We start from the raw sequence: 26,290 nt of genomic DNA, 5'->3' as shown, positions 1-26,290 counted from the left end.
CTATGGTCGCCAGCTAATGTACTTCGGGTGGCCCTTCGTAATCGGCAGGGCTACGTCCGCATTGATATCGTTCGAGTGATAAATCGCGGCGACAAGCTCCAGCGAACCCCGCGCGTCCGAAGTTGTCACAGGCGGTTTTTCGCCCTTTTCCAACGTGTGATAAAAGGCTTCCATCTGTCCGTTGAAGCGGCGACCAACGGTTGGCATGTCACTCAGCAACGCGTCGATCTTGTTGCCAATCTCTTCATTGGCAGGGATGATGCGCCATGGTCCGTCGCCCGGCGAATAAGCCGCGTGATTGCTCTCGAACGTCACATTCTCAAAAGCCAACCGTAAACGGCTGATTTCTTCCTGAGAGCCCAGCGTCGCGGTCAACGAGACCAAAGCGCCGTTTTTCATCAGAAGGCTGGCCGAGACGCAATCCTCAACTTCGATTGAATTGACCCGCGTCGCTGCACGGGCAAAGACGCGGTCGATGGGGCCCATCAGATAGGTCATCATGTCATGAAGGTGGATGGCGTGGGTCATCAACACGCCGCCAAGTTCCGTCGCCCAGCGTCCACGCCATGGATTGTCATAATAGGCAGCATCCCGCTTCCACAACGTTTCCGCCGTAGCGACATAGGGCTTACCCGCCAGACCGCTCTCGATAATGCGACGCGCCTGCTGGACGCCGTCCCCATAACGATACTGATAGATCGGCATCAACATGCCCTTCGCCGTCTGCTCGGCAGAGACCACCTCGTCAAGTTCTGCAAGCGAGCCTGTCAGCGGCTTTTCGCACACGACGTGTTTTCCAGCAGCAAGTGCCTGAAGGATGAGCTTGGTGTGGATGGCAGGCGGCGTGCAAATATCGATGATGTCGATATCGGGCATTTCCATCAACTCGTCAGATGATGTGATACGGCATGGCACACTGAACTCATCCGCAACAGCATTTAACCGCACCGCGTCGAGATCGCAGAGAACGGCGACCTCATATTTATCCGGGTGCATCGCATATCCCTCGGAGATGTGGGACCTGCCAATGCCGCAGCCGATGATGCCGACTTTGTATCGTTTAGTCATGCTGACGACCCTCCGCAATCTGCTGGGCTTTCAGAGCGATTTCCATGGCTGCAAAACAGCGTGCCTGCGGCATGGCCGTTTCGGTGCGGTTGCGAATGTCAGAAAGAAGCTGTGGCCCATAGCGCAGCGCCACGTCGGCACAATCGATATGCTGCACACCTTTTTTGTCAGTCAGGAACAGGTGATTGCCGCCATCCCTTCCCGCGATGTCGACATTTTTTCGAATCTCTATTGCACCTTCCGTACCGGTGATGAAAAGCCGCCCGTCACCCCAGCTCGGCAGACCATCCGGCGTGAACCAGTCGACTCGGATAAAGCCATCGGCATCCTTCGTGCAGAGATGAATATCGCCGCTGTCCTGCAAGCCTGGCAATTGCGGGTTCCCACGGTTCGAGACTTTGGCTGACAGGATATCTGCCTTGTCCGAATTTGTGAAAAACAGGAACTGCTCACACTGATGCGACGCAATATCGACCAGAATGCCGCCGTATCGGGCGCGCTCAAAAAACCAGTCCGGCCTGGTCGAAGCCCGCAGACGGTGCGGTCCGAAACCGGCCGTCGAAACGACCTTGCCAATTGCGCCCGCCGCAATCAGTTCGCCCGCCTTCACCGTAGCGCGATTTTCGAAATGCTCCGAGTAGAGCACCGAAAATATGCGTCCGGTTTCAGCCTGAACTTTTTTGACCTCTTCCAGCTGGGCAAACGTGACCATGCCTGGCTTATCAGTCATCACGTCCTTGCCGGCCCGCATGGCCTCGATGGCCAGCGGCGCACGCTCATCTGGAATGGCAGCGGTTATGATGAGGTCGATGGAAGGATCGTCCAGCAGCCGACGTTTATCGTCGATACGCTCAACGCCGGAAAACGCTTCGGCATATTCATTCGCCAAATCATCCTCGATGGCATGAAAGCCGACCAGCTCAGCGCCTGCATTCAACAGGCAGTTGGTCTGCCCAAAGATGTGATTGTGGTTGATACCGATTGTTGCAAATCGAACGGATTTCATTGTCCATGCCTTGGTGTTTCAGCGTTTCATGCCTGTTGTGGCGATGCCCTCGATGAGGAGGCGCTGGAAGAAAAGGAAAAAGAGAAAAACGGGAACAAGCGAGAGGTTGGACATGGCAAACAGGGCTGTCCAGTCCGAACTACCGGTGCTGTCCACGAAAGATCGAAGGCCCAGTTGCACGGTGTAGGTGTTGATATCATTGAGGTAGATCAGCGGCCCGAAGAAATCATCCCAAGTCCAGATGAAGGAAAAGATGGCAGCCGTCGCCAGCACCGGGGATGACAGCGGCAGCATGATCTTCCAGTAAATACGGAAGGGACTGCACCCATCCATTACCGCCGCCTCATCCAGCTCACGCGGAATGCCGCGGAAGAACTGCACCATCAGGAAGATGAAAAAGGCATCCGTGGCGAGATACTTCGGAACGATCAGAGGCAGAGACGTATTGACCCAGCCCATCTCTAGAAACAGGATATATTGCGGGATAAGCACCACATGATAGGGCAGCATCAGCGTACCCAGCATCAGTGCAAACCAGAAATTCCGTCCGCCAAAACGAAGCCGCGCGAAGGCAAATGCCGCGAGCGAACAACCGGCCACGTTGCCGATCGTGGCAAGCACCGCGATGAAGAACGAGTTCCAAAAGAACTTGCCGAACGACACCTGAAGGCCGGTCCAGCCGCGAATATATCCGCCCAGATCGAGTGCAGAGGGGATAAGAGACGATGAGCCGAACAGCTCATCCTGCGGGCGAAACGACCCCGATATCATCCACAGGATCGGATACATCATCGCGATGGAGGCTGCGATCAGCACCAAGTGCAGTAGCGCAGATTTCCAAAGCGGGCGGTTGCCCCCCTGACCGGGGCGTAAAGAGGTAACGGCATCAGTCATCGTAATGTACCCAATAACGTGCGCTCAGAAACGAAAAGGCCGTGAAGAGCGAAATGATGATGACCAATATCCACGCCAGGGCCGAGGCATAGCCCATGCGGAAGAAACCGAAAGCTTCCTGATAGAGATAGAGCGTGTAAAACAGCGTCGAGTTGATCGGTCCGCCGGAGCCATCGGAAATGATGAAGGCAGGGGTGAACGCCTTGAAGGCATCGATTGTCTGGATCACGGCGTTGAAGAATATCACCGGCGTCAACAATGGCAGCGTGATGCGGAAGAACTGACGCGCCTTGCCTGCCCCATCCATATCGGCAGCCTCATACATATCCTGCGGAATCTGGCGAAGACCGGCAAGGAAGATGATCATCGGCGAGCCGAACTGCCATACAGACAGAATGACCAGCGTGTAGATGGAGTAATTGGGATTTGATATCCAGCTCGGCCCTTCGTAACCAAACAGTTGCCACAGCACCATGTTGACCAGACCGTCCGACGCAAAAAGCTGACGCCACAACACCGCAATGGCAACGCTCGAGCCCAGCAGCGACGGCAGATAAAAGACTGCTCGATACATCGTCAGCCCTTTGATGCCGCGATTGAACGCCATGGCAACCATGAGCGCGAACATCAGCTTTAACGGTACGGACAGAATGACATATGTGAACGTGACCCTCATAGCCGCCGCGAATTTCGGATCTGCCGTCGCGATGCGCACATAGTTGGATGCACCCACCCAGTCCGGCGATTGCAGCAGATCGTAATTCGTAAAGGACAGGTACAGCGAAGCCAGCGCTGGCCCGAGCGTCAGCCCGAAAAAGCCGATCAGCCAAGGCAGCAGGAAGACATAGGCGTGGACGTTGCGGTCAAAAACCTTACGCAGTCGGCCTTGCCTTGGGAGAGCCGCTGAGCGGCCCTCCCTGTGGGTCGTATCGGATTGGAACGTCATGGATGTTTACTTCCGCTTGATGACGGTTTCCGCTTCTTTGACGAGTTTTTCGCCGCCCTGTTCCGGCGTGATCTTGCCGAAAGCGACCTCTTCGGAGGTACGCTTGAGAACGAAGGCAAACTCCCCGGCACCCGGAGGTGGTGCTGGCGGCAACGGCCCAACTCCCGGCGTGACTTCAGCGATATATTCGACCATCGCCTTGCTGACATCGTTGAGCTTGGGGCTAAGCTGATCGCGCATGGAAGCGGATGCTGGAACCCCGCGCTCGACACCGAGGATATCCACACCTTCAGGGACTGCAACGAGGAAGTTAATGAAATCAACCGCCGCTGCGATACCCGCGCTGCCATTTGCCACACTCATCAGCATCGAAGGCTTCAGATAATGGCCGGATGGCGTGTCTTTGGACACTTTCGGATAGGACGTTATGGAGAGCTTCGCTTTATTGACAGCCTGATAACCGACGAACTGGTTGGAGTGTGCAAAGGCAGTTGCTGCCTTGCCGGTTGTCAATGGGTTGGTTTCGATGCTCAGCTGGTCAAGCGCCTGAATGTCGGCAGGTACGCAGGCACCGGCTGCACGCATATCGGCCCACATCGCGAACCATTGCGTTGCGTCCTTTGCGTCGTAACCAAGTGCCCCGTCTTCACTAAACAGAGACTTTTTGCTCTGTCTTAGCCAGTTTTCGAAGCTGGGCTCGACGCCGCTGGCGTCTGCTGTGGCGTAATAGCCGGGCTTTGGCTTGTTCTTGCCGAATTCAGCCGCACTCTTGGCAAATTCCTCCCAGGTTTGCCCAGCGGATGGTGGCTTTGCGCCGGTTTTTTCCCAGCCTGCCGCATCAAAGAAGACGGCGCTGGAATTTACGCCAAGGTTGATGCCGTAAAGCTTACCATCCACTCGACCAGAATCGATATTCGGAGCGCCGAAATCATCGATCTTCAAGCCCTTGCCCAGATATTCATCCAGCGGCGCAAGAGCCCCGCGTCGGGCGTATTCGAAAATATAGCGGTAATCCATCTGGATCAGGTCGGGCGCATTGCGACCGGCCACTTGTGTTGCAAGACGCGGCCAATAATCCGACCAGCCAGCAAACTCACCGGCTATGTCGAGGTCGGGCTTGACCTGTTTAAACGCCGCTATCGCCTTGTTCGTGCGATCGGCACGCTCTTGCGATCCCCACCAGAGCAAGCGAATACGCGCCGCCTGCGCAAATGCTGACCCTCCACCCACTGTTGCGAGCGAAAGTGCAGCTAGACCCGCGGTCAAAACCGCACGTCTTTGAAGCATCATGGACATTGGCAACTCCTCCCTAATTGACTGCCAAATTGAATGATGTTGGTAAACAGCGCTTGCCGTTTTATAACTATCTGGTTACATGGGAACACTGATCAACACCATTGTCAAGCGGCCAATAAAGATGGATGACACCAACAAAACCGTTTTCGAGAAAACGGGCGATCCGGCCGAAAAAAAGACGGTGGCAACCCGCAAAAAACCGGCGACCCAATCTCGAAATCCTGAGCGAACCCGTGCGGCTATTCTCGAAGCAGCCCGCCGCGAAGTCGCGGCCAAGGGCCTTGCCGGTGCGCGCATCGATGTTGTGGCGAGACGTGCTGGCACCAACAAGCGAATGATTTATCACTACTTCGGCGATAAGGATGCGCTCTATCTGGCCGTGCTGGAAGATGCCTATCAACACATCCGCAACGCGGAGCATCGGTTGGATTTAACCCGCAAACCGCCCGTGGAAGGATTGCGGGAACTTGCCCTGTTCACCTGGCATTATTTTCTCGATCACCCGGAGTTTCTCAGCATTCTGGCGACGGAAAATATCAATCAGGCCAGATACTTGCGCCAATCAACAAGCATTCCGGAGATGCATTCCAACTTTATTTCGGAATTAAAGGACGTATTGCTGCGTGGCGAGAAAACGGGGGATTTTCGTTCCGGACTGGACCCCGTCGATGTCTATCTAACCATCGCCTCGCTCGGATTTTTTTATCTGTCCAACCGCTTTACGCTTTCCACGATCTTCCAGCGCGATCTCGTAGCGCCCGCTGAACTGGAGCGTTGGGGCCAGCACATCGTCAACACGGTTATTGCTGCACTGCGGCCATTTTGAATGCCTGCGCCAAATTATCCAACAAGAACAATTGCCCGCATCTTCGCAGATGCGAAAGCCCTCATGATCGCGACACAGGATGCGTCGATAAAGCTGATGGACACATGAACTCCATCGCGATTTTTCACATCAAAAACGTCTTGACAGAAACGGCGTTTCACGGCCACAAATAACTAAATGGTTACAAAATAGAAACCAGGAGATCGTGCCTTGACGGGAGTGAGGCGCTTTGGGAGGAAATTTCATGCAACGTATCGGCGTCATCATGCACGGCATTACCGGCCGTATGGGATATAATCAGCATCTCGTTCGCTCCGTTCTGGCGATCCGCGATCAGGGTGGCGTGAGCCTCAAAAGCGGCGAGAAGGTCATGCTTGATCCGATTCTGGTGGGCCGCAACGGAGAGAAAATCGAAGCGATTGCCAAAAAGCACAATGTCGCCCGCTGGACGACGGACATCGATGCGGCGCTTGCCAACCCTGACGATACGCTGTTTTTCGACGCTGGCACGACCCAAATGCGTGGCAGCCTGCTGACCAAGGCAATCAAGGCCGGCAAGAACGTATACTGCGAAAAGCCCATTTCCGATAATATGGAAGAGGCAATCGCCGTTGCAAAGCTGGCCGAAAATGCTGGCATCAAACACGGCGTGGTGCAGGACAAGCTTTTCCTCCCCGGCCTTCGCAAGCTTGCCATGCTGCGCGACAGCGGCTTCTTCGGCAAAATTCTTTCCGTAAGAGGCGAGTTCGGCTATTGGGTTTTCGAAGGCGACTGGCAACCAGCCCAGCGCCCCTCCTGGAACTATCGCAACAAGGACGGCGGCGGCATCATTCTCGATATGCTGTGCCATTGGCGTTACGTGCTGGACAACCTGTTCGGCGAGGTCAAAGCCGTCAGCTGCATTGGCGCAACCCATATTCCCCAGCGTTTCGATGAACAGGGCAACGCTTACGTCGCCGACGCGGATGATGCCGCCTATGCGACATTCCAACTCGAAGGCGGCGTCATTGCCCACATCAATTCTTCTTGGGCTGTGCGCGTACGTCGCGATGATCTCGTAACATTTCAGGTGGATGGCACCCATGGATCTGCCGTTGCTGGCCTGACGAAGTGCTTCACGCAGCATCGTACCAACACGCCAAAACCAGTCTGGAACCCGGACCAGCCGCAAACCATCGATTTCTACAAAACCTGGCAGGAAGTGCCAGATAACGTGGTTTACGACAACGGCTTCAAGGCGCAGTGGGAGATGTTTGTGCGGCATCTGGTCGACAACGACCCGTGGCCTTATGGGCTGATGGAAGGCGTCAAGGGTGTGCAGCTTGCCGAACTCGGTCTGAGATCCTGGAAGGAGCGCCGCTGGCTCGACGTTCCCGCCATAGCTTGAGGAGGCTCAAATGACCCAACTCAACCTGCCCAGAGAAGATCGCTCGATTGAGCTTTACACGCTCAGCGGAACACCGATTGCTTTGGAAAAACGCAGTGCTGCTGATTTCAATCGCATTGCCTTTGCCGCAGCCCATGTGGTGGCCGATCCGTTTGCAGATAATGACCCGTGGCTGACACCAGCCATTGACTGGGACGCCACGCTTCGCTTCCGGCATCGGTTGTGGGATCTGGGTTTGGGCGTCGCAGAAGCGATGGACACGGCTCAACGCGGCATGGGGCTAGCATGGCCGCAGGCGCAGGAATTGATCTCCAGAGCCTTGAAGGAAGCCGCAACACGACAAGATGCGCTGATCGCTTGCGGCGTGGGGACCGATCACCTGACCGGCACCGGTTATAGCCTCGATCAGATTGTCGATGCCTACCAAGAGCAGCTGGATTTCGTGCAGGGCGAAGGCGGGCGCGTGATCCTAATGGCGAGCCGAGCATTGGCCGCCAGTGCGAAATCGCCCGATGATTATCTGGAAACCTACGCCCGCGTGCTTGCGCAGGCCAAGGAGAAAGTCGTCATTCACTGGCTCGGCGAAATGTTCGATCCCGCGCTCGAAGGCTATTGGGGTGCCAGTGACCATATGGCGGCCATGGACACCTGCCTTGATATGCTCAAAGCCAATGCCGACAAGATCGACGGTATCAAGATTTCTCTCCTGTCCAAGGAAAAGGAAATCACGATGCGCCGCCGCCTTCCGGCAGGGGTTCGCATGTATACGGGCGATGACTTCAATTATGCGGAACTGATCGCGGGTGATGAACACGGACATTCCGATGCCCTGCTCGGCATTTTCGACGCAATTGCTCCGGCAGCGTCCAAGGCTTTGGCAAGTTTGAAAAGCGGGGCGAACAACGAATTCTTCGATATTCTCGAACCGACCGTGGCCCTATCGCGCCACATCTTCAAAGCCCCTACCCGATTCTACAAAACCGGCGTCGTGTTTCTGGCCTATCTCAACGGGTTGCAGGAGCATTTCACCATGATCGGTGGGCAGGAAAGCACGCGCTCCACTTTGCATCTTGCCGAGCTTTTCCGACTGGCGGACAAGGCAAATGTGCTTGCTGACCCGGATGATGCCGCGCGGCGCATGAAGGCGATTCTCTCGGTCAGAGGTGTGCATTGAGATGGCTGAGGCTCCTCTATTAAAGGTCAAGGATGCCTCGATTTTCGAGCGTCGCTTCACAATGCGGATGCCGTTCCGTTTCGGGGCGGCAACAGTGACCGAAGCCGCGCAGATTTTCCTATCACTCGACGTCGAGGATGCACAGGGACGGATCGCCACTGGCTATTCAGCAGAGCTGATGGTGCCGAAATGGTTCGACAAGAACCCTGCGCTCAGCAATGCTGACAATGAACAGCAGCTACGCCGCTCTGTGCATTTGGCAGTGGCACTTTCGAAAGAAGCGCCGGCTTCCACAGCCTTTGGGCTGCACGCAGGGCTCGAACCACAACACCATGCCCAGGCAGCATCAGAAGGCCTCAATGGGCTAATCGCATCCTTCGGCCTCGCACTTGTGGACCGCGCCATTCTGGATGCGCTTTGCAGGCTGCATGCTCTGCCTCTGGTGGATGTTATCAGATCCAATCTGCCAGCCATGGACCTATCGACCACACCCGATCTCGATGGTTTCGACGTTGCCGGTTTTCTAAAACAGGTGATACCACACAAGACGCTCTATCTGCGCCACACCGTCGGTTACATCGATCCGCTGACCCCGCAAGAGATAAACGGACCTCGTCGCGATGATGGCCTGCCCGAGTGCCTGAGAGAAGAGATAGAGACCTACGGCATTCAGTATTTCAAACTGAAAGTCTCCGGTAGGCCGCAGGAAGATACGGAGCGATTGAAGGATATCGCCGCTGTCCTCGATCGATTGCCGGGTTACAAAGCCACACTGGATGGCAACGAGCAATTTGCTGATGAAGCCGCCGTCATCGATCTGATGGACCGCATCGAGAAAGAGCCCGCGCTCGCAAGGCTGCGGCAATCGCTGCTTTTTGTGGAGCAGCCGATCATTCGTACAATGGCGCTATCCCAGCCGGTCAAGACGCTGGCTAAGCGGGTGGCGCTGGAAATCGATGAGTCCGACGGCACCAAGGATGCGTTTCTAGAGGCGCGCGAACAGGGCTATCTCGGCGTCTCCTCCAAATCCTGCAAAGGGTTTTATCGCTCGTTTCTCAACAAGATGCGGGTGGAGAAATGGAATGCGGAAACGGGTGGCGGCTATTTCATGTCGGCCGAAGATTTGACGACGCAGGCGGGCATTGCCGTGCAGCAGGATCTGGCACTGGCATCGCTTCTCAACCTCGGACACATCGAGCGCAACGGGCACCATTATGTCGATGGAATGCAGGGCGCATCGGCCTCGGAGGATGCCGCGTGGCTTTCCGCCCATGGCGATCTCTACCGCGATCACCAAGGGCGTGCGCGTTTAACTATGCAGAACGGCCAGCTTTCGCTCGATACAATTCTGGCAGCCAAGGGCCTTGGCGCCGCGCAAGCCGCTGCTCAGGCAACATTTCAGACCCTTCAAGAAAAGGAGAATGCCGCATGAGCCTTGAAGGTCTTTCCATCAATTTCGCCACTATCAAACAGGGCGGATCATTCGGCACGCTGGTGGATGCCTGCCTCGCACAGGGCATCACCACCATCTCCCCCTGGCGAGACCAGGTACATGGCGTAGGTCTGGAAGAAGCGGCGCGCATCGTGGCACAAAATGGCATTCGCCTCAGCGGACATTGTCGTGGTGGATTTTTTCCCGCACCAGACGCGGAAGGACGCCGCAACGCCATCGAGGACAACAAGCGCGCAGTGGATGAGGCCCAAGCCTTGAATGCCGATTGCCTTGTGCTGGTGGTCGGTGGCTTGCCAGCCGGATCAAAAGACATCAAAGGCGCGCGGCAGATGGTGGAAGACGGCATGGCAGAGCTTCTGCCCTATGCCAGACAGGCTGGCATTCCACTCGCCATAGAACCACTGCATCCGTTCTATGCAGCAGATCGCGCCTGCTTCAACACGCTGAAGCAATCGCTCGACCTGTGCGATAAATTGGGTGAAGGCACCGGCGTTGCGATCGATGTCTATCACGTATGGTGGGACCCGGAGCTGGAAGAGCAGGTTGCCCGGGCCGGTCGCAATGGCCAGATATTTGCTCATCACATCTGCGACTGGCTGGTGCCGACGACGGACCCCCTCAATGATCGCGGCATGATGGGCGACGGCGTCATCGATCTCAGGGGCTTCCGCCGGATGATCGAACAAGCTGGCTTTTTCGGCCCCCAAGAGGTGGAGATATTCTCCTACAATTGGAATGCGCGGCCTATCGATGAGGTGCTGTCGACAGTAGTCGAACGCTTCCAGACTGTTTGTCAGCCATAAATTAAGCTTCCACCGGACAACATTAAAAAGGGCGCGTAAACTACGCGCCCTTTGTTTTGCTTCATCGCTCTGAAGCGATCACCGCTCCTTGGTCACAACTTCGAAACGCGAATACCAGGGGCTTACGATCATGCCTTCGACATCGCTGCGATAAGCCGCCGTATCGACCACTTCCGAGAATGGCTGGATCGAAATGACCAGCTCATCCATATAGGCTTGAATGTCTGCGTAAGCCTTGGCCTGCTTGGCAGTGTCGCGCTCTACCAGCGCCTGCTCGATCATGGTGTTGAGCTTTTCATCGAAAAAGCTCGTGCGCCAGCCCTGATAATTGGTGAGCTTTGCCTCGTCGGCATTGTTCGGATTATAGACCATGGCGCGTAGATTGTTGTCCGGGTGCGGCTGCTGACCACCGCCGCCACGACCAACGAGCAACTCGAACTTGCGCTCGCGCATTGCGCCGTAAATTTGGTCGCCGGAACCACTGATGAGTTCAGCCTGAATGCCAGCTTGGCCCAGCGTGTTCTGGATCGCGGTCGCGGCCTTCATGAAGGGATCTTCGGAGAGCACGCGCAGAGTCGTTTTGAAGCCATTGGGATATCCGGCCTCGGCGAGCAATGCCTTAGCTTTCGGTACATCGAGCTTGAAACCTTCATCCGGCAGAGCGCCCAGAACACCGGTGCTGATCGGACGCTGGTGAAGCTTGCCGTAATAGGGCATCACGGCCTTATCCAAACCTTCGTAATCGATGAGATAGCGGAGCGCCTCGCGGACCTTTTTATTGGCGAAACGCTCGTCTTTCATCGAAACGCCCAGATAATAAAAGCCCGAACCAGGTGTGGATTCTATCGCGATGTCTTTGTCCGCCTCAAGCGACCTCAAATCGGGTGCCTGCAAGGAATAGGCGACATCGATGTCACCCTTTTCGAGCATGAGGCGCTGCGACTGCGACTCCGGCAGATGGCGCATCAAAACCCGTTTCATCGCAGGCTTTTCGCCCCAGTAATCGTCGTTACGGGTTAGAATGATGAATTCGTTTGATTTCCATTTCCCCAGTTTGAAGGGGCCGGAGCCTGCAGAATTCAATGTCAGCCAACCAGCGCCGAGATCTCCGTCTTTTTCGTGTTCCAGCACGGCTTTGCTGTCAATGATGGAACCCGGTCCGTTTTGACCAAGGATCATCAGCAACAGGTTCGGGTCATCAGGCTTTGGCAGGTTGAGAACGAATGTGTACTCGTCCTTGGCAACGAACAGCTTGTCCGCATCCTCGACCTTGTAACCGCGGGTCTTGAGGAAAGACGATTGTGCGAGATTGCGCGACAGGACGCGTTTCAGGCTCCAGACGACATCATTGGCCGTTACGGGATTGCCGGACGCGAATTTTGCGTCCTTGCGCAGATGAAACGTGATGGAGTTGCGGTCTTCGGCAATCTCCCAACGCTCGGCAATACGTGGCTGAATGCTGCGGTCTTTCTCCGACAGGATGACCAGCGTGTCATAGACATTGTTCAGAACCTGAACGGTCTCGCGACCCGTGATCGCGGCAGGGTCGAGCGTCAGAATGTTGCTCATGGTCGTTGCGACGACCAGCTGATCCTTCGGCGTTTCGGCCAGAGACGTCAGCGGCATGGCACCAATCAATAAGGCACCGAGCGCTACTGTTGTAAAAAACTGTCTCATGTTTCCTCCCAATGAGCCGTGTTTCATGACGGCGTTCAAATTTCGATCAGGCCACACTCCTCTGCGGCGATGCTGATCAGCACAAAACGGCGCGAACGGGTGCAACGAGCGCCCGCCCTATTCTTGCGGTTGTCTCGGCGTCGAGATGAACGCCATCGACCGATGACGCGCGCGCAACGGTACCCGCATCGAAAAATGCGCAGGTGGTTTCACCGGCAAGCTTCTCGTAAAGCGGTGCCAAGCGTTCGGATTCGGCAATTCTACGACCCGCCGCTGGCGCACCGGCGGGCCCTGCAACACATGGCGGCGGCGCAACGATAAGCACTTTCGGCAGCGCTGAGCGCGGCTTGTAGGGAAAAGTCTCCACGATCTGCGCCAAGCGTCGCATGCCTGATACTGCCGTTTCAGCTTGTCCACCGTGAACGGGCTTCAGATCGTTCGTCCCCAGCATGATGATGACCAGATCGAGCGGCATGTGGCTGGCTAACGCAACTTCCAAAGCTTTTGCACCGTTGCGGCAGGCCGGGCCAGCATGGTCGTCATAACACGTGGTGCGCCCGCCCAAGCCTTCCGCCAGAACCTTCGCCTCACCTGCAAGCTCGGCTTCCAGCACCTCCGGCCACCGATATTGCGGCGGATGGCGCAGTCCGGTCGTCGGGTCTGCGCCCCATGTCAGGCTATCGCCAAATGCAAGTATGGTTTTCATCTCAACTTACCTTACGCGGTTGTTCTCGATGAAGTTGAAGTCTATGTCCTCACCAAGACCGGGGCGATCCGGAACATGCACAAAGCCATCCTTATCCATCGGGTCGGACAGTGACTTCAAATAATCGAAGCCGACATCATACTCTAGGAAGGGGTGCAGCAAGCCGCGCTCATACCAGCGGCAGTTTTTCGTCGCTGCAACCACATGCAGGTTCATGGCCGTATTGCCGTGGACCTCGCACTCCACGCCAAAGGCTTCGGCCAAATGCATGGTCTTCAAAGCGGGCGTGATGCCGCCGACATCGTTGACGCCGGTTCTGAGAATATCGCAGGCACCCGCCTTCAGCCACTCAGCGCGGTGCCAGTGCTTACCAGCAGCGCTTTCCGGACCAACAACGGGAATGTCGAGATTATCGGCCAACCATTTGTAGGATGACATGGACTGCTCATCCATCGGCTCCTCGATCCAGTCGAAATCGAGCTTTTCAAGACCGCGACCCAAGGCCAGCGCATCCGTGCGGGAATACCAGTGGAAGGCATCGATCATGAGGCTGATATCCGGACCGACCGCTTCGCGAACGGCGGCGCAGGCCTTCAAGTCCATCTTCACATCAGGAGCCCAACTGACAGGTGGCATCCAGGTGTGCAGCTTGATGCCCTTATAGCCGCGCTTGACCAGCGTCTCAGCGAAACGACCATAGTCTTCCGGCGTCGCGAGACCGCCCTCAAGCTCATCGCCGCACATGATCGAGCCATAGGCCAGCACCTTGTCGCGATAACCACCAATCAACTTGTATACAGGTTGGTTGAGCGAACGACCCGCCAGATCCCACAATGCACAGTCAACGACTGCCAGGGTTCTGTCGGTCAACTGGGCGGCAGAGCCGCGCTGCCAGTGAGCAAGGTCCTGCCACAGCCGTTCACGGTCGCGATGATCCTCGCCGATCAGCACCTTTTTGACGAACTTCTCGATCACATGGGGCCGGACGATCTCAGGTGCCGTAAAGGAATGCCCTTCCTTACCGTCCTCGGTGCGGACCGTCAGCATCGCCTGCTCGACCTGATGCGCAGGACCAGGATGAGCATGGCCGGCGCTATCGGAATGTCGGCGCGTTGTTGTCTTAAAGACCCGCACTTCGATGTCGGTAATAATCATCTGTCCTCCCAATGCAGCCCGGCGGCCAACGGCAATCCATAACACCCCTTATTAGACAGATATTCAAATAATTGTCAAACATGTATGACATGTTGTTTTTTGATGTTGCGCTGTTCTGGTGTGATGGCGGGTCGGCAGTAATCGATGCCGGCAAAGCGAAATGATCCACTTTGTCGGTTTTGCATTCGGCTATAATCGTCTAAGAGGTTCAGGCCTCTCCGCCCATCGTCTGCCCATATTCAGAGTTTCCAATGCCTCCTCAGTCCGTAGGTTATCTTTACGCGTTAGCGGCCTTCACTATTTTCGCCGTTCAGGATGGCATCTCGAAACATCTCGGTTCGGCATATCCGCCGATATTCGTGACCATGTTGCGGTATTGGGCCTTTGCCGTTTTCGTGATCATTCTCGCGTTGAGATCGAACGGTGGCATCCGGCAGGCGGTGTCAACAAACCGGTTCTGGCTACAGGCAAGCCGCGGTGTCATTCTCGCCGTCCAGATCGTGCTTTCCATCATATCGTTTTCGACTGTCGGGCTGGCTCACACCCATTCCATTCTCGCGTCCACACCGCTGATCGTCGCGGCTTTATCCGTTCCGCTTTTAAACGAGCAAGTGGGTTGGAAGCGTTGGTCGGCCATTCTCGTTGGCTTTCTCGGTGTCCTCGTCATCCTCAAGCCTGATGAAAACGGCTTCGACCCGATACTCATCGTCACATTTGCCGCAGCCTTCCTGCTCGGCCTCTATGGCGTGCTGACACGGCTCGCCAGCCGCACGGACAAGGCGATGACAAGCTTCTTCTATACCGGTGTTCCCGGCGCTTTCGCCTTGACGCTGGTCGGGCCGTTTTATTGGGTGAACATGCTGCCTTATGACTGGGGCTGGATGCTGGCGCTGTGCATAACCGGCATGAGCGGCCACTATATGCTCATCCGCGCCTTCGAATTTGCCGATGCGGCTTCGGTTCAGCCGTTCTCCTACTACCAACTCGTGCTGGTCTCCATTGTTGGCGTCAGCCTTTACGGAGAAGTATTGAGCCCGCACATGGTCGGCGGGGCAGCAATCGTTATCGCGGCAGGTTTGTTCACCATCTGGCGGGAGCAAATGGCAGCCCGAAGAAAACGTCTGGAGCGGCTATAATACCGCTTCAGGCTGGGTGGGTGACAAACCCTTTGTCGAGGCCTCACACCGCAACAGCATGCCGTAGAGATCGCGCGGCTCGTCGGGGTCGGCCAGCAAATCCAGTTCCTCATAGAGGCCCGTTTGGGCAAGCTTCGATCTGACATAGCGAAGCGCAGAAAAGTCTTCGGTGGCAAAGCCAACACTGTCGAACAGCGTAATCTGCCGATCCGTTTTTCGCCCAACCGTGCTGCCCGCAATGACTTGCCAAAGCTGGGTCACGGGATGATCCTGTGGCAATTGCTGAATTTCGCCTTCGATACGGGTCTGTGGCGGGTACTCAACGAAAATATCGGAGCGGAGCAGAATGTCCCTATGCAGTTCGGTTTTCCCCGGACAATCTCCGCCCACCGCGTTGATGTGAATCCCGGGACCAACCATGTTGTCTGTAAGGATGGTGGCGTATTGTTTATCTGCGGTAACGGTCGTGATGATATCGGCACCTTCAACCGCCTCTTCCGCGCTTTTGCAGATCGTTATTGAAAAGCCCTGTCCCTTCAAATTTCTTTGGCATTTGAGGCTAGCGGCAGGATCGATGTCATAAAGCCGGAGTTGATCGACTCCCAGAATTGCCTTGAAGGCACGGGCCTGAAATTCGCTCTGCGCACCGTTACCGATGATGGCCATCGAGCGCGCATCCTTGCGGGCGAGATATTTCGCCGCAACAGCAGAGGTCGCCGCCGTCCTCAATGCCGTCAGGATCGTCATTTCCGTCAGCAACATAGGGTAGCCATTGCCAACATCTGAGAGAACACCGAAGGCGGTCACTGTCTGCCTGCCCTGCCTCGTGTTTCTCGGATGTCCGTTGACATATTTGAAGCCATAGAGCTTCCCATCACTTGTAGGCATCAATTCTATAACGCCTTCTTCCGAGTGAGACGCGATGCGCGACCTCTTGTCGAACGCGTCCCAGCGACGGAAATCCTCTTCGATAGTATCGGCGAGTTCACGAAGAAACGTGTCCATGCCGACCGTCAAAATTAGCTTCATCATGTTATCGACGCTGATGAACGGGACGATGTTGAGATTGGGTGTTGCTGCCATGATCCTGCCCCCCCCCTCAACCTGCTCTCGTCGGGCGGTCCATGACGCGCTTGCCCATCAGGCTTGCGGTCAGGTCCACCATCAAGCGCGCCGTGCGCCCACGCTCATCGAGAAATGGATTGAGTTCCACGAGATCGAGGCTGGACACCAACCCGCTGTCGCACAGCATTTCCATGACGAGATGCGCTTCCCGGAACGTCGCACCGCCCGGCACGGTGGTGCCGACGGCGGGAGCGATGGAAGGATCGAGAAAATCCACGTCCAGACTGACATGCAGGAGACCATTCGCGGCAGTGACACGCTCTATGAACGCACGCAGAAGCACGGCAACACCGTGTTCATCAATCATTCGCATGTCATGAATAGTGACGCCGGTTTCCTCCAGCGCTGCACTTTCGGCGGGATCAACACTACGGATGCCGATCATGCAGATATGGGATGGATGGACAGGATGGGGAACCGGCGGGAAGTAGCCTTCAAAGCCTTCACGTCCACTATAATAAGCCACCGGCGTACCGTGTAGATTGCCGCTGCGCGTGGTTTCCAACGTGTGATAATCCGTATGTGCGTCCAGCCACAACACGAACAATGGTCGGTCAAGCTCTGCCGCTCTGCGCGCCACACCCGTCACACTTCCTGCTGAAATGGCGTGATCTCCACCAAGAAAGATCGGCATCGCATTTTCGCTTTCGCGATAGGCAATCTCGGCCAATGCTTCGGTCCACGCAACTGTCTCGGATAAATGGTGAACTGCGCCGTTGGGATGGTTAAAATCGCGAAACGGAGCAGGCGTTACATTGCCAACGTCGACAACAGAATGTCCGAGGTCTTCAAGCGAGGTCTTCAGCCCCGCAATGCGCAAAGCACTCGGCCCCATCTCGCACCCCAATTGCCCGGCACCAATCTGTAACGGCACCCCAATTAGCCTGCATTCCATGTTTTTCTCCCCTTCGATCCAACGGGTAAATTGAAGCAAAAGGTTGCGGCAGATTGAACGATAAAGATTGGCAAAATAGCATTATTCTCTTACCACAATGAGAAATATATTGAGCAAAATGGAATGTCATGGATAATCTGGATGAGAAGCTGATCACGCTTCTACGCCACAACGGTCGTCGTAGTATCTCGGATCTTGCGCTCGAAACAAAAACGTCTCGCGCCACGGTGCGTGCTCGCATCGAACGATTGGAAGCGAGCGGCACGATTATCGGTTACACGGTGATATTGCGGGCCGACGCCGTGGAAGAGGCCATACGTGGCACCATGATGATTGAAATCGAAGGCCACGTCACGGATAAGGTCATCCGCACTCTTGGCGGATTTCCTGAAATTTCGGAAATTCACTCCACCAACGGTCGGTGGGATCTGATTGTCGAACTCAGCGCCTCTACCTTAAGCGACTTCGATTCCGTCCTGCGTCGCATACGCCTCGTCCCCGGCATAACGGGGAGTGAAACAAGCCTTCTTCTTTCAACATCCCGTTCGACAAAAGCCCGGCTTTGAAAGGGCACGATCGGACCCGTGCCCTAAACGGTTCATGTTTTGCCCTTAGGCGACACGAAGTCCCTCGCGCCAAACGCCCGCAATCAAAGGCGGCAAACCCGAAGTCGAGCGAACTCTGACGAGATCCGCCCTGAGCCCGATTTCAATACGTCCGCGGTCGGAAAGCTTTGCAGCGTCAGCGGGATTGGCGGAAATCAGGCGAATGGCATGTGGCAGATCAACAATCTGCTTCTCGGATAGAAGGAACGCCGCCTGCACAAGGCTGAAGGGGACATAGTCGGACGACAATATATCCAACGCCCCTTTTTCCAGAAGTTCAATGGCCGAGACATTGCCCGAATGAGAGCCACCGCGCACCACATTCGGTGCGCCCATCAGCACTTGCAGGCCAGCCTCTCGTGAAAGCTGCGCTGCAGTTACGGTTGTCGGAAACTCCGCCAGCGAAATGCCGAGTTCAACCCCTTCGGCCACATGTTCTGCGGTCGCGTCATCATGAGATGCGACAGAGATGCCGCTTGCATGGCAACGCTCGGCGATTAGATGCCGGTGTTTTGCTGAGTAGGCGTCGGACTGCGCAATGCGCCTTTCACTGAAAGCAGCGAAATCCGCGTCGGACAGCTTTTTCTTGCCCTGATAATAGATGCGATAGGCTTCAAGACTGACGAACTGCCGCTGGCCGGGAGCATGATCCATCAAAGATGCAAGTCTGACACGATCATTGCTCTTCATCTGGTCGAAATGCTCGACGGCATCAGGCATCGAAACTTCGCAGCGAAGGTGAATGAAATGTTCGGCCCGCAACCGGTCTGCTGCCATTGCCGCCGAAATGGTCTGCGCCATGGCAGACATATCGTCCGAACCGAGTTCCGTGTCGCCATCCATCCCGACGCGCAAAGCATCGAAAACAGTGGTGATGCCAGCTGTGGCGATCTGACCGTCATGCGCCTGAAGGGCTGCATCCAGATTCCAACGGACCTTCGGGCGCGGCTGGACGTGGGTTTCGAGATGGTCCGTATGTAACTCGACGCAACCCGGCATCACAAAATCGCCATCCAAATCGATACCGGAAGATGAGTTCCTGTGGGTGATGTCTGCGATTTTCCCATCGCGAATAAGCAAGGTGCCGTTGATGATTTCCTGCGGGAGAACGATTGCGCAGTTGGTGAAGACGAGATCTTTTTGCATGATGTTCATTCGGTTGGATACGCCGTCATGAAACGGCTGTGAAGAGAAAGCAGTCGTAACCGGCGGTCAGATCACGATCCGGCGCAGTTGCTGCGAGATGAGGTCCATGAGCGTAACCGTCAAAACGACGATGATGATGATGGCGGATGCCTGCGGGTAATAAAAACCGCGGATCGATTCAAAGAGAACCTGGCCGATACCACCCGCGCCGATAAGCCCCAGCACGGTTGCGGAACGTATGTTCGATTCAAGGCGATAGAGCGAAAACGAGATCCAAAGCGGCAAAACTTGCGGGATGACGCCGAAAATAACCTGCTGCATGCGCGAGGCACCGGTCGTACGGATAGCCTCGACGGGACGCGGATCGATGGCTTCGACCGCTTCGGAAAACAGCTTTGCGAGAATACCGGTCGTGTGAATGAATAGGGCCATGACACCCGCAAAAGGTCCAAGCCCCACCGCCACCACGAACAACACAGCGAAGACGACTTCATGAATGGCCCGGAACATGTCCATCAGACGTCGTACCGGCTGGTTGATCCACCATGGCGCCATGTTGTGGGCAGAAAGGATGCCGAACGGGATCGACAGAAGCACTGAAAGGAAGGTGCCCCAGAGTGCGATCTGAACCGTGACGATCATTTCTTCGAGGTAATATTGCCAGGTGCTGAAATCCGGCTTCAGGAAATCCTTGGCATAGGTGGCCATGTTGCCGCTGTCGCTGAACAGATAAGTCCACCGCCCCATCTCGGCAGGTCCCCAGCTGATCAACAACGCTGCAACCAGGCCCAAGGTGAGTAGGCCGTTGCGCAGGCCGCCCGGCTGTTTCGCAACCGCCATCGGGATCGCTTTGTTTTGCAGAGATGTTTCGCTCATTGTCGTCAATCCGCTGTCAGAGAAAGCTGGGCGGGGCCGATGGTCCCGCCCAGAAAATTTTGGAGAGATCAGGTCTTGGACGCTGTTGCGAGTTCGGCTTCGAACTTGCTCTTCTGTTCCGTCAGATCTTTGATCTTGGTGGCCTTGGCTTCAGCGGAAAGCGATGCATCGGCCTGCGCCTGGGCAATCGACTTCGACAGCTCCATGACGCGGATCGGCAGAAGCTGCTTGTCGGTCGAGGCGCGGAAAGGAGCCCATTTGAGACCGGCCAAGACCTTCTTTTCCTCTGCAACATTGCCGGTGGACTTATCGGTGCCATAGGTCAGGAAGAATTCACGAAGTTTGGTTTTCGTTTCTTCCGGCACGTCCTTGCGCCATACGATCGGGTCAGACGGGATCAGAGGCGAACGCAAGACTTCGCGGATATTGGCAAATGCATCCGGCTTGTTCTGCTTGATCAGAGCCATGTTCTCGGTGTTGTTGGCAGCGGCATCCAGCTGCTTGTTCGCAACGGCCATGGCGTTGGTTTCATGGTTGGCGTTGGTCACGTTCTTGAAGCAAGACTTCGGATCGATACCGCGTGCGCCGAAGACGAACGTCATTGGAACAAGGTAGCCAGAGGTCGAATTGGGGTCGCCAAGGCCGAAGTTGATCGACTTGTCGCACTTCAAAACGTCATCAATGGTCTGGATCGGGGAATCCTTGGGAACGATGACCACAGACCAGTAGCCAGGCTCGCCACCGACAGGAACGCTCTGCACGAAAACTTCGCCATTGGCGCGGTCAACGGCTTCCATGGCAGACTTGTTGCCGTACCAGGCGATCTGCACCTTGTTGAAACGCATGCCTTCGATAATGCCGGCATAATCGGAAGCGAAGAACGCCTTTACGTCCAGGCCGGTCTTCTTTTTCATGTCGGCGAGAAGCGGATCCCAGCTGGTCTTGAGGTTCTGCTGAGACTCGGTCGAGATGATGCCGAAATTGATCGTGTCCTGCGCAAGCGCTACGGACGTCATTGTAAAGGCGATAGACACCGCCGCCATGCTTTTCAGTATCGCGTTCATGAGAGGTCTCCGATAACAGGGAAAGTCAGGCCGTGGTAAACGCCGGCTGACGGTTGGGCAGCTCCGTGGCAGGCACAGGAGCCGATTGCTCCGCCGGGGCATCCGGCAGGACCAGTTCTTCCGATGCCGAACCGTAAAGTTCGGCCAGAAATGCGTTGGACAGCGAAGTCGAAGGACCATCGAAGACGATAGCGCCGTTGCGCATGGCGATCGTGCGCTTACAATAGCGACGGGCATATTCAACCTGATGCAGTGAGACGAGGACCGTGATCCTGTCCTGCGTATTGATATCGGCAAGTACATCCATCACCCGGCGCGCCGATGATGGATCGAGCGCCGAAATGGGCTCGTCGGCAATCAGGATTTCAGCGCCCTGCACGAGTGTGCGGGCAATGGCCGCGCGCTGCTGCTGTCCACCGGACAACGTAGAAGAACGCTGCAGAGCAACCTGCGGAATACCGACACGGGTAAGCGCTGCGCGGGCTGCGGCTTTTTCTTCCGCGTTGAACAGTCCCAGCGTTCCGCGCCAGCGCGGCACGCGGCCAAGAAGACCGATCAGCACATTGGTCAGTACGGACAGGCGACCGACGAGATTGAACTGCTGGAACAGCACCGATACGGCACCACGCTTCACATATCCGGTCAACCGGCCAGCTTTTTGCGAAACGGTGTCCAAAATCTCGATCCGTCCATTTTGACCATCTCCCGTCTCAAGGCCAGCGATATGGCGGATCAACGTACTTTTACCGGAACCGGACGCCCCGATCAAAGCCACCATCTCGCCCCGCTCGAGCGTCAGATCCACGCAGTCGAGAGCAAGCGTATTTCCGTACTTTTTCGAAAGATTGGATACGGTGATCGCAGTCATTTTTTGCTCCTGATGCCGGTCTGTTCGAAGGGACATTGGACGGCTTTCGATGATCGTACGGTGACGATTTAATGAAGTTTTTATGTCAGCCGCCGTGACGGCTGAGAAATTCTTCAACAGGCAGAGAGCGGAAATCGGCAAGCGTTTCAAAAAGCTTGTCGTGCGGCCAATCCCACCAGGAAAGCCGGTCCATTCGAGCACCAATTTCAGCAGTAAACCGCTCGCGGATCACACGGGCAGGTACGCCGCCGACGATGGTGTAAGGCGCGACATCGCGGGACACGACGGCTCCTGCGCCGATCACGGCTCCATTACCGACAGTGACGCCGGGAAGAAGTGTCGCCCCATGACCGATCCAGACATCGTGACCAATCACCACCCGCTTGGCGCGGCGGGCAGCGAAGAAATCCGCCTCGTCGCCTGCACCCTCCCAATAGTCACCAGCGCGATAGGTGAAATGATGAAGGCTTGCACGATCCATCGGGTGGTTGGTGGCATTGATACGCACGCTGGCCGCGATGTTGACGAACTTTCCGATCGTCGCGCACCAGACCTGGCCGCCGCGTTCGATATAGGAATAGTCGCCCATTTCGGTTTCCGAGATATGGCAACCGGCGGCTACTTCCGTATAGCGTCCAAAAACGCAATACTTGACCTGGGCGGTTGGATCGATCAGCGGTTCAATGGAGAGCTTGGTCATGATGCTGCCTTTCTTGCCGAGAAGCCCGATACATCAAGCATGCGAGTGGCAACCGCATTGCGCACGGGAAGATCATGGAAAATACCGAGAATGGCTGTGCCTTGGCCGAGCTTTTCCTTGATCATATCAACCACAACATCGCGGTTTTCAGCGTCCAGCGAGGCCGTTGGTTCATCCAGCAGCAAAATGGGATGATCGGTGATGAAGCCACGCGCGATGTTGACGCGCTGTTTCTCACCGCCCGAGAACGTCGCAGGCGGCAGGCCGAACAATGCTTCCGGCAGATTGAGCCGGGTTAGCAAAGCGGCCGCGCGAGCGACGGCGTTTTCCTTGCCGACACCACGTGCCGTCAAAGGTTCGGCTACGATCTCAAGCGCCGAAACGCGCGGCACGGCCCGTAAAAACTGGCTGACGTAACCGATACTATTGTGTCGCAGCGCAAGGATCAGTCTCGGATCGCCGCTGCCAAGGTCATTCATGGTGTCGGTCGAACCATCGCGAACCAGAATATGGCCTTGGTCGATGGCATAGTTGCCGTAGACCATGCGCAGGATCGAAGACTTGCCGACACCGGATGGGCCGCCAAGCACGACACATTCTCCGCGATGGAGATTGAAGCTGACGTTGCGTACCACTGGCAAGACGATGCCGTCGCGCAGATGCATGGTGAAGGATTTGGCGACATTGCCGACAGAAAGAACGATCGTCTCTGCAAGCGCCGAAGATGTGTGATGAAGCGTCATTTCAGCTCTCCGGTATCGAGGCGACAAGAAGCTGGGTGTAGGCATGCTGCGGATCGTCCAGCACCCGGTCGGTCAACCCTTGTTCAACAATGCGACCGCTTTTCATGACGATCATCCGCTGCGACAGTAGGCGTGCGACAGCCAGATCATGCGTTACGATGACCACGGAAAGACCGAGGTCGTTGACGAGATTGCGCAACAGGTCGAGCACGCGGGCCTGCACGGACACATCGAGGCCACCAGTCGGCTCATCCATGAAAATCAGGCGCGGATGGGTGACGAGATTGCGGGCGATCTGCAATCGCTGACGCATACCACCGGAAAAGGCCACCGGCTGGTCGTCGATACGGTTCACCGCGATTTCCACGCGTGACAGCCACTCACCGGCGGATTTGCGGATATCACCATAGTGTCGCTCGCCGACCGCCATCAGCCGCTCACCGACATTGGCACCGGCTGACACCCGCATGCGCAGACCGTCGGCAGGATTTTGATGAACGAAACCCCAGTCGGTGCGCATCAGAAACCGGCGCTCCGCCTCTGAAAGCTCCTCAAGATCAGGAAACCGCCCATCCCGCATGCGGTACTGGACGCTACCCGAGGAGCGTTCAAGCCGTGCCGATATGCAGTTGAGCAGCGTTGTTTTGCCGGAGCCGGATTCACCGACGATAGCAACAACCTCACCCGGCCAGACATCGAAAGAGACATCCGTGCATCCGATGAAATCACCGTAGCGACGCTCCAGCTTTTGAACAGAAAGGATCGGACCGGTCATGACTGTTCTCCTGTCGCCAGTTGGGGCAAGCCTGGGCCGTGATGACCCTCTGCCTGGCGGGTTTCGCAATGGTCGGTATCAGAGCAAACAAACATCCGGCCCCCGCGATCATCCGTCACCACTTCATCGAGATAAACGCCGGTGGCATTGCAGAGCGCACAGGGAGCGGTGAACCGCTGAATAGCGAAAGGGTGATCCTCGAAATCGAGGCTGACCACTTCCGTGAACGGCGGCAGGGCGTAGATGCGCTTCTCGCGCCCGGCACCGAACAATTGCAGCGCAGGTGAATCGTTCATTTTCGGGTTGTCGAACTTCGGGATCGGCGACGGGTCCATGACATAACGCCCCTCGACCTTCACCGGATAGGCATAGGTCGTAGCGATATGACCGTGCTGGGCGATGTCCTCGTAGAGCTTTACGTGGATAAGGCCGTATTCCTCCAGCCCATGCATGACACGCGTCTCCGTTTCACGCGGCTCAAGAAACCGAAGCGGTTCGGGAATGGGAACCTGGTAGACGATCGTTTGGCCAGCTTTCAGCGGCGTCTCCGGAATGCGGTGACGTGTCTGGATGACTGTCGCCTCCTCCGTCTTCGTCGTCGTGGCAACGCCTGCCGTCTTTGCGAAAAAGGCGCGGATGGAGACTGCATTGGTGGTATCGTCGGCACCTTGATCGATGACTTTTAGAACATCGTCCGGACCGAGAATGGCAGCGGTAACCTGTACGCCACCGGTTCCCCAGCCATAGGGCATGGGCATTTCACGCGATGCGAACGGCACCTGATAGCCGGGAATGGCAATCGCCTTCAAAATGGCGCGACGGATCATCCGTTTGGTCTGTTCGTCGAGATAGGCGAAGTTGTAGCTTGGCAGGTTCATTCTGCGGCCTCCTTGGTCGCCAGCAGCTCTTCATTTTCACGCCGAAGCATGCGCAACAGGCCGAGTTCCGCCTGGAAATCTACGTAATGCGGCAGTTTCAGATGCTCGACAAACCCGGTGGCTTCGACATTGTCGCAATGGGCAAGAACAAATTCCTCATCTTGCGCGGGCGCGTTGCGCTGTTCCTGAAACTCGTCGGCGCGGAGAGCGCGATCGACAAGGCTCATCGCCATTGCCTTTCGTTCCGACTGGCCGAAAACGAGGCCGTAGCCACGGGTGAACTTCGGCCCCTCCTCGCCCTGCCCCTTGAACTGCGAGACCATCTGGCATTCCGTAACGCGGATGGAGCCAAGGCAGACGGCAAAGCCAAGTTCCGGTACGTCGATCTCGATGTCGACCATGCCGATACGCACTTCGCCGACAAAGGGATGGGTGCGGCCATAACCGCGCTGGGTGGAGTAACCAAGAGACAGAAGAAACCCTTCATCACCCCGTGCCAAAGCCTGCAATCGCAAATCGCGATCGACGGGAAATGCCGTTGGGTCACGCGTCAGATCGGCAGGCTCCTTGTCCGAGGGGACATCCGGTTCGATCAAGCCTTCATCGTTGAGAATATCGGTCACTCTCGGAAAGGCTGGCACATCATCCAGAGCGCGTCTTGCTGGTTCATCCACCGGCTCGTCACCGGCCATATCGGGATCGATCAGCCGGTGGGTGTAATCAAAAGTGGGCCCCAGCAACTGGCCACCTGGGATGTCCTTATAGGTTGCCGATACGCGTCGCTCGATGCTCATGCAATCCGTGGCGATAGGCCGCGAATATCCGAAGCGCGGCAGGGTCGTGCGATAGGCCCGCATCAGGAAAATCGCCTCGATGAGATCACCCCGCGACTGGCGTACACACATGGCTGCCAACTGCGGATCGTAAAGCGATCCTTCAGCCATGACCCGGTCAACTGCCAGCGACAGCTGGCCGGCGATCTGCTCCAGCGTCAAGGCGGGAATATCGCGATCGCCACGCCGGCGGTCCGCCAGCAGCTTATGAGCTTTATCGATGGCTGCTTCGCCACCCTTTACTGCAACATACAT

At 56.3% G+C, this 26,290-nt stretch carries 26 protein-coding genes; 7 read left to right on the top strand and 19 right to left on the bottom strand.

Going from position 1 to position 26,290, the window contains the following annotated elements; genetic code table 11:
• From CPJ18_RS22540 to CPJ18_RS22520, 5 genes are read right to left on the bottom strand one after another with little or no spacing between them, the layout of a single operon-like run.
• Complete coding sequence (locus CPJ18_RS22540; protein WP_077120128.1) at positions 1 to 1,068, bottom strand: Gfo/Idh/MocA family protein; 1,068 nt, start codon at positions 1,066 to 1,068, stop codon at positions 1 to 3.
• The gene (locus CPJ18_RS22535) at positions 1,061 to 2,074 is read right to left on the bottom strand and encodes a Gfo/Idh/MocA family protein (RefSeq protein WP_103660081.1); all 1,014 of its coding nucleotides are present in this window, start codon (positions 2,072 to 2,074) and stop codon (positions 1,061 to 1,063) included. Before CPJ18_RS22535 ends, CPJ18_RS22540 begins: the two co-directional genes overlap by 8 nt.
• An 18-nt stretch (positions 2,075 to 2,092) precedes the next feature.
• Positions 2,093 to 2,968, bottom strand: coding sequence for a carbohydrate ABC transporter permease (locus CPJ18_RS22530; protein ID WP_077120126.1), 876 nt, complete (start codon positions 2,966 to 2,968; stop codon positions 2,093 to 2,095).
• Positions 2,961 to 3,914 carry a carbohydrate ABC transporter permease gene (locus CPJ18_RS22525; RefSeq protein ID WP_077106107.1) on the bottom strand — a complete coding sequence of 318 codons (954 nt, stop codon included), beginning with the start codon at positions 3,912 to 3,914 and terminating at the stop codon, positions 2,961 to 2,963. Before CPJ18_RS22525 ends, CPJ18_RS22530 begins: the two co-directional genes overlap by 8 nt.
• Positions 3,915 to 3,920: 6 nt before the next feature.
• A complete protein-coding gene (locus tag CPJ18_RS22520) occupies positions 3,921 to 5,210 on the bottom strand; it encodes an ABC transporter substrate-binding protein (protein WP_077106106.1) in 1,290 nt (429 codons plus the stop codon).
• A gap of 121 nt (positions 5,211 to 5,331) precedes the next feature.
• On the opposite strand from CPJ18_RS22520, the gene CPJ18_RS22515 reads away from it, so the two are divergent.
• The 5 genes from CPJ18_RS22515 (at position 5,332) to CPJ18_RS22495 (ending at position 10,853) form a co-directional block, all read left to right on the top strand.
• On the top strand, positions 5,332 to 6,036 hold the full coding sequence (locus CPJ18_RS22515) for a TetR/AcrR family transcriptional regulator (RefSeq protein ID WP_077106105.1): 705 nt from the start codon (positions 5,332 to 5,334) through the stop codon (positions 6,034 to 6,036).
• Between the two features lie 244 nt (positions 6,037 to 6,280).
• Positions 6,281 to 7,423 (top strand): Gfo/Idh/MocA family protein, encoded by a 1,143-nt coding sequence (locus CPJ18_RS22510; protein WP_077106104.1) that lies wholly within the window; start codon positions 6,281 to 6,283, stop codon positions 7,421 to 7,423.
• Positions 7,424 to 7,433: 10 nt separating this feature from the next.
• Entirely contained in the window at positions 7,434 to 8,597 is a 1,164-nt protein-coding gene (locus CPJ18_RS22505) for a dihydrodipicolinate synthase family protein (protein WP_077106103.1), read from the top strand.
• 1 nt (position 8,598) lies between these two features.
• Positions 8,599 to 10,029, top strand: a complete 1,431-nt coding sequence (locus CPJ18_RS22500; protein ID WP_103660080.1) for an enolase-like domain-containing protein — start codon at positions 8,599 to 8,601, stop codon at positions 10,027 to 10,029.
• Positions 10,026 to 10,853 (top strand): sugar phosphate isomerase/epimerase family protein, encoded by an 828-nt coding sequence (locus tag CPJ18_RS22495; protein WP_077106101.1) that lies wholly within the window; start codon positions 10,026 to 10,028, stop codon positions 10,851 to 10,853. The genes CPJ18_RS22500 and CPJ18_RS22495 overlap by 4 nt, the downstream gene beginning before the upstream one ends.
• 78 nt (positions 10,854 to 10,931) lie before the next feature.
• Here the strand turns inward: CPJ18_RS22495 and CPJ18_RS22490 are convergent, their stop codons facing one another.
• From CPJ18_RS22490 to CPJ18_RS22480, 3 genes are all read right to left on the bottom strand, one after another.
• Positions 10,932 to 12,530 (bottom strand): ABC transporter substrate-binding protein, encoded by a 1,599-nt coding sequence (locus CPJ18_RS22490; protein ID WP_103660079.1) that lies wholly within the window; start codon positions 12,528 to 12,530, stop codon positions 10,932 to 10,934.
• Between the two features lie 76 nt (positions 12,531 to 12,606).
• Positions 12,607 to 13,236 carry an SGNH/GDSL hydrolase family protein gene (locus CPJ18_RS22485; RefSeq protein WP_077106099.1) on the bottom strand — a complete coding sequence of 210 codons (630 nt, stop codon included), beginning with the start codon at positions 13,234 to 13,236 and terminating at the stop codon, positions 12,607 to 12,609.
• Between the two features lie 6 nt (positions 13,237 to 13,242).
• On the bottom strand, positions 13,243 to 14,391 hold the full coding sequence (locus CPJ18_RS22480) for a mandelate racemase family protein (protein WP_077106098.1): 1,149 nt from the start codon (positions 14,389 to 14,391) through the stop codon (positions 13,243 to 13,245).
• Between the two features lie 251 nt (positions 14,392 to 14,642).
• Between CPJ18_RS22480 and CPJ18_RS22475 the strand changes: the two genes are divergently transcribed.
• On the top strand, positions 14,643 to 15,527 hold the full coding sequence (locus CPJ18_RS22475; protein WP_077106097.1) for a DMT family transporter: 885 nt from the start codon (positions 14,643 to 14,645) through the stop codon (positions 15,525 to 15,527).
• Here the strand turns inward: CPJ18_RS22475 and CPJ18_RS22470 are convergent.
• Both CPJ18_RS22470 and rocF read right to left on the bottom strand, forming a co-directional pair.
• Positions 15,522 to 16,610: an ornithine cyclodeaminase gene (locus CPJ18_RS22470; RefSeq protein WP_077106096.1), complete on the bottom strand. Its 1,089-nt coding sequence runs from the start codon at positions 16,608 to 16,610 to the stop codon at positions 15,522 to 15,524. The two genes, CPJ18_RS22475 and CPJ18_RS22470, sit on opposite strands and share 6 nt — an antisense overlap.
• 16 nt (positions 16,611 to 16,626) lie before the next feature.
• On the bottom strand, positions 16,627 to 17,547 hold the full coding sequence (rocF, locus tag CPJ18_RS22465) for an arginase (protein ID WP_077106095.1): 921 nt from the start codon (positions 17,545 to 17,547) through the stop codon (positions 16,627 to 16,629).
• Positions 17,548 to 17,675: 128 nt separating this feature from the next.
• Between rocF and CPJ18_RS22460 the strand changes: the two genes are divergently transcribed.
• The gene (locus tag CPJ18_RS22460) at positions 17,676 to 18,113 is read left to right on the top strand and encodes an Lrp/AsnC family transcriptional regulator (RefSeq protein WP_103660078.1); all 438 of its coding nucleotides are present in this window, start codon (positions 17,676 to 17,678) and stop codon (positions 18,111 to 18,113) included.
• Positions 18,114 to 18,158: 45 nt separating this feature from the next.
• Here the strand turns inward: CPJ18_RS22460 and CPJ18_RS22455 are convergent, their stop codons facing one another.
• The 9 genes from CPJ18_RS22455 to CPJ18_RS22415 form a co-directional block, all read right to left on the bottom strand.
• Positions 18,159 to 19,298 (bottom strand): alpha-D-ribose 1-methylphosphonate 5-triphosphate diphosphatase, encoded by a 1,140-nt coding sequence (locus tag CPJ18_RS22455; protein ID WP_103660093.1) that lies wholly within the window; start codon positions 19,296 to 19,298, stop codon positions 18,159 to 18,161.
• Positions 19,299 to 19,364: 66 nt separating this feature from the next.
• A complete protein-coding gene (gene phnE, locus CPJ18_RS22450; RefSeq protein WP_083716562.1) occupies positions 19,365 to 20,174 on the bottom strand; it encodes a phosphonate ABC transporter, permease protein PhnE in 810 nt (269 codons plus the stop codon).
• A 68-nt stretch (positions 20,175 to 20,242) separates the two neighbouring features.
• Entirely contained in the window at positions 20,243 to 21,238 is a 996-nt protein-coding gene (phnD, locus tag CPJ18_RS22445) for a phosphonate ABC transporter substrate-binding protein (protein WP_103660077.1), read from the bottom strand.
• 25 nt (positions 21,239 to 21,263) lie between these two features.
• Positions 21,264 to 22,106 carry a phosphonate ABC transporter ATP-binding protein gene (gene phnC, locus CPJ18_RS22440; protein WP_077106092.1) on the bottom strand — a complete coding sequence of 281 codons (843 nt, stop codon included), beginning with the start codon at positions 22,104 to 22,106 and terminating at the stop codon, positions 21,264 to 21,266.
• 85 nt (positions 22,107 to 22,191) lie between these two features.
• Complete coding sequence (locus tag CPJ18_RS22435; protein ID WP_103586373.1) at positions 22,192 to 22,809, bottom strand: DapH/DapD/GlmU-related protein; 618 nt, start codon at positions 22,807 to 22,809, stop codon at positions 22,192 to 22,194.
• Positions 22,803 to 23,549, bottom strand: a complete 747-nt coding sequence (gene phnL, locus CPJ18_RS22430) for a phosphonate C-P lyase system protein PhnL (RefSeq protein ID WP_077106090.1) — start codon at positions 23,547 to 23,549, stop codon at positions 22,803 to 22,805. Before phnL ends, CPJ18_RS22435 begins: the two co-directional genes overlap by 7 nt.
• Before the next feature lies 1 nt (position 23,550).
• Positions 23,551 to 24,324, bottom strand: coding sequence for a phosphonate C-P lyase system protein PhnK (gene phnK / locus CPJ18_RS22425; RefSeq protein ID WP_077106089.1), 774 nt, complete (start codon positions 24,322 to 24,324; stop codon positions 23,551 to 23,553).
• On the bottom strand, positions 24,321 to 25,202 hold the full coding sequence (locus CPJ18_RS22420; RefSeq protein ID WP_077106088.1) for an alpha-D-ribose 1-methylphosphonate 5-phosphate C-P-lyase PhnJ: 882 nt from the start codon (positions 25,200 to 25,202) through the stop codon (positions 24,321 to 24,323). Before CPJ18_RS22420 ends, phnK begins: the two co-directional genes overlap by 4 nt.
• The gene (locus tag CPJ18_RS22415) at positions 25,199 to 26,290 is read right to left on the bottom strand and encodes a carbon-phosphorus lyase complex subunit (protein ID WP_077106087.1); all 1,092 of its coding nucleotides are present in this window, start codon (positions 26,288 to 26,290) and stop codon (positions 25,199 to 25,201) included. The genes CPJ18_RS22420 and CPJ18_RS22415 overlap by 4 nt, the downstream gene beginning before the upstream one ends.

Origin of the sequence: Agrobacterium rosae (genome assembly GCF_002915175.1) — a bacterium.
In the GTDB taxonomy this organism is placed as follows: domain Bacteria; phylum Pseudomonadota; class Alphaproteobacteria; order Rhizobiales; family Rhizobiaceae; genus Agrobacterium; species Agrobacterium rosae.
This window is presented reverse-complemented; position numbering and strand designations above follow the sequence as displayed.

Coding starts and splice junctions, on each gene's coding strand:
- CPJ18_RS22540 (WP_077120128.1), bottom strand. CDS start 1,068: ATGACTAAACGATACAAAGTCGGCATCATCGGCTGCGGCATTGGCAGG.
- CPJ18_RS22535 (WP_103660081.1), bottom strand. CDS start 2,074: ATGAAATCCGTTCGATTTGCAACAATCGGTATCAACCACAATCACATC.
- CPJ18_RS22530 (WP_077120126.1), bottom strand. CDS start 2,968: ATGACTGATGCCGTTACCTCTTTACGCCCCGGTCAGGGGGGCAACCGC.
- CPJ18_RS22525 (WP_077106107.1), bottom strand. CDS start 3,914: ATGACGTTCCAATCCGATACGACCCACAGGGAGGGCCGCTCAGCGGCT.
- CPJ18_RS22520 (WP_077106106.1), bottom strand. CDS start 5,210: ATGTCCATGATGCTTCAAAGACGTGCGGTTTTGACCGCGGGTCTAGCT.
- CPJ18_RS22515 (WP_077106105.1), top strand. CDS start 5,332: ATGGATGACACCAACAAAACCGTTTTCGAGAAAACGGGCGATCCGGCC.
- CPJ18_RS22510 (WP_077106104.1), top strand. CDS start 6,281: ATGCAACGTATCGGCGTCATCATGCACGGCATTACCGGCCGTATGGGA.
- CPJ18_RS22505 (WP_077106103.1), top strand. CDS start 7,434: ATGACCCAACTCAACCTGCCCAGAGAAGATCGCTCGATTGAGCTTTAC.
- CPJ18_RS22500 (WP_103660080.1), top strand. CDS start 8,599: ATGGCTGAGGCTCCTCTATTAAAGGTCAAGGATGCCTCGATTTTCGAG.
- CPJ18_RS22495 (WP_077106101.1), top strand. CDS start 10,026: ATGAGCCTTGAAGGTCTTTCCATCAATTTCGCCACTATCAAACAGGGC.
- CPJ18_RS22490 (WP_103660079.1), bottom strand. CDS start 12,530: ATGAGACAGTTTTTTACAACAGTAGCGCTCGGTGCCTTATTGATTGGT.
- CPJ18_RS22485 (WP_077106099.1), bottom strand. CDS start 13,236: ATGAAAACCATACTTGCATTTGGCGATAGCCTGACATGGGGCGCAGAC.
- CPJ18_RS22480 (WP_077106098.1), bottom strand. CDS start 14,391: ATGATTATTACCGACATCGAAGTGCGGGTCTTTAAGACAACAACGCGC.
- CPJ18_RS22475 (WP_077106097.1), top strand. CDS start 14,643: ATGCCTCCTCAGTCCGTAGGTTATCTTTACGCGTTAGCGGCCTTCACT.
- CPJ18_RS22470 (WP_077106096.1), bottom strand. CDS start 16,610: ATGGCAGCAACACCCAATCTCAACATCGTCCCGTTCATCAGCGTCGAT.
- rocF (WP_077106095.1), bottom strand. CDS start 17,547: ATGGAATGCAGGCTAATTGGGGTGCCGTTACAGATTGGTGCCGGGCAA.
- CPJ18_RS22460 (WP_103660078.1), top strand. CDS start 17,676: ATGGATAATCTGGATGAGAAGCTGATCACGCTTCTACGCCACAACGGT.
- CPJ18_RS22455 (WP_103660093.1), bottom strand. CDS start 19,298: ATGCAAAAAGATCTCGTCTTCACCAACTGCGCAATCGTTCTCCCGCAG.
- phnE (WP_083716562.1), bottom strand. CDS start 20,174: ATGAGCGAAACATCTCTGCAAAACAAAGCGATCCCGATGGCGGTTGCG.
- phnD (WP_103660077.1), bottom strand. CDS start 21,238: ATGAACGCGATACTGAAAAGCATGGCGGCGGTGTCTATCGCCTTTACA.
- phnC (WP_077106092.1), bottom strand. CDS start 22,106: ATGACTGCGATCACCGTATCCAATCTTTCGAAAAAGTACGGAAATACG.
- phnL (WP_077106090.1), bottom strand. CDS start 23,549: ATGACGCTTCATCACACATCTTCGGCGCTTGCAGAGACGATCGTTCTT.
- phnK (WP_077106089.1), bottom strand. CDS start 24,324: ATGACCGGTCCGATCCTTTCTGTTCAAAAGCTGGAGCGTCGCTACGGT.
- CPJ18_RS22420 (WP_077106088.1), bottom strand. CDS start 25,202: ATGAACCTGCCAAGCTACAACTTCGCCTATCTCGACGAACAGACCAAA.
- CPJ18_RS22415 (WP_077106087.1), bottom strand. CDS start 26,290: ATGTATGTTGCAGTAAAGGGTGGCGAAGCAGCCATCGATAAAGCTCAT.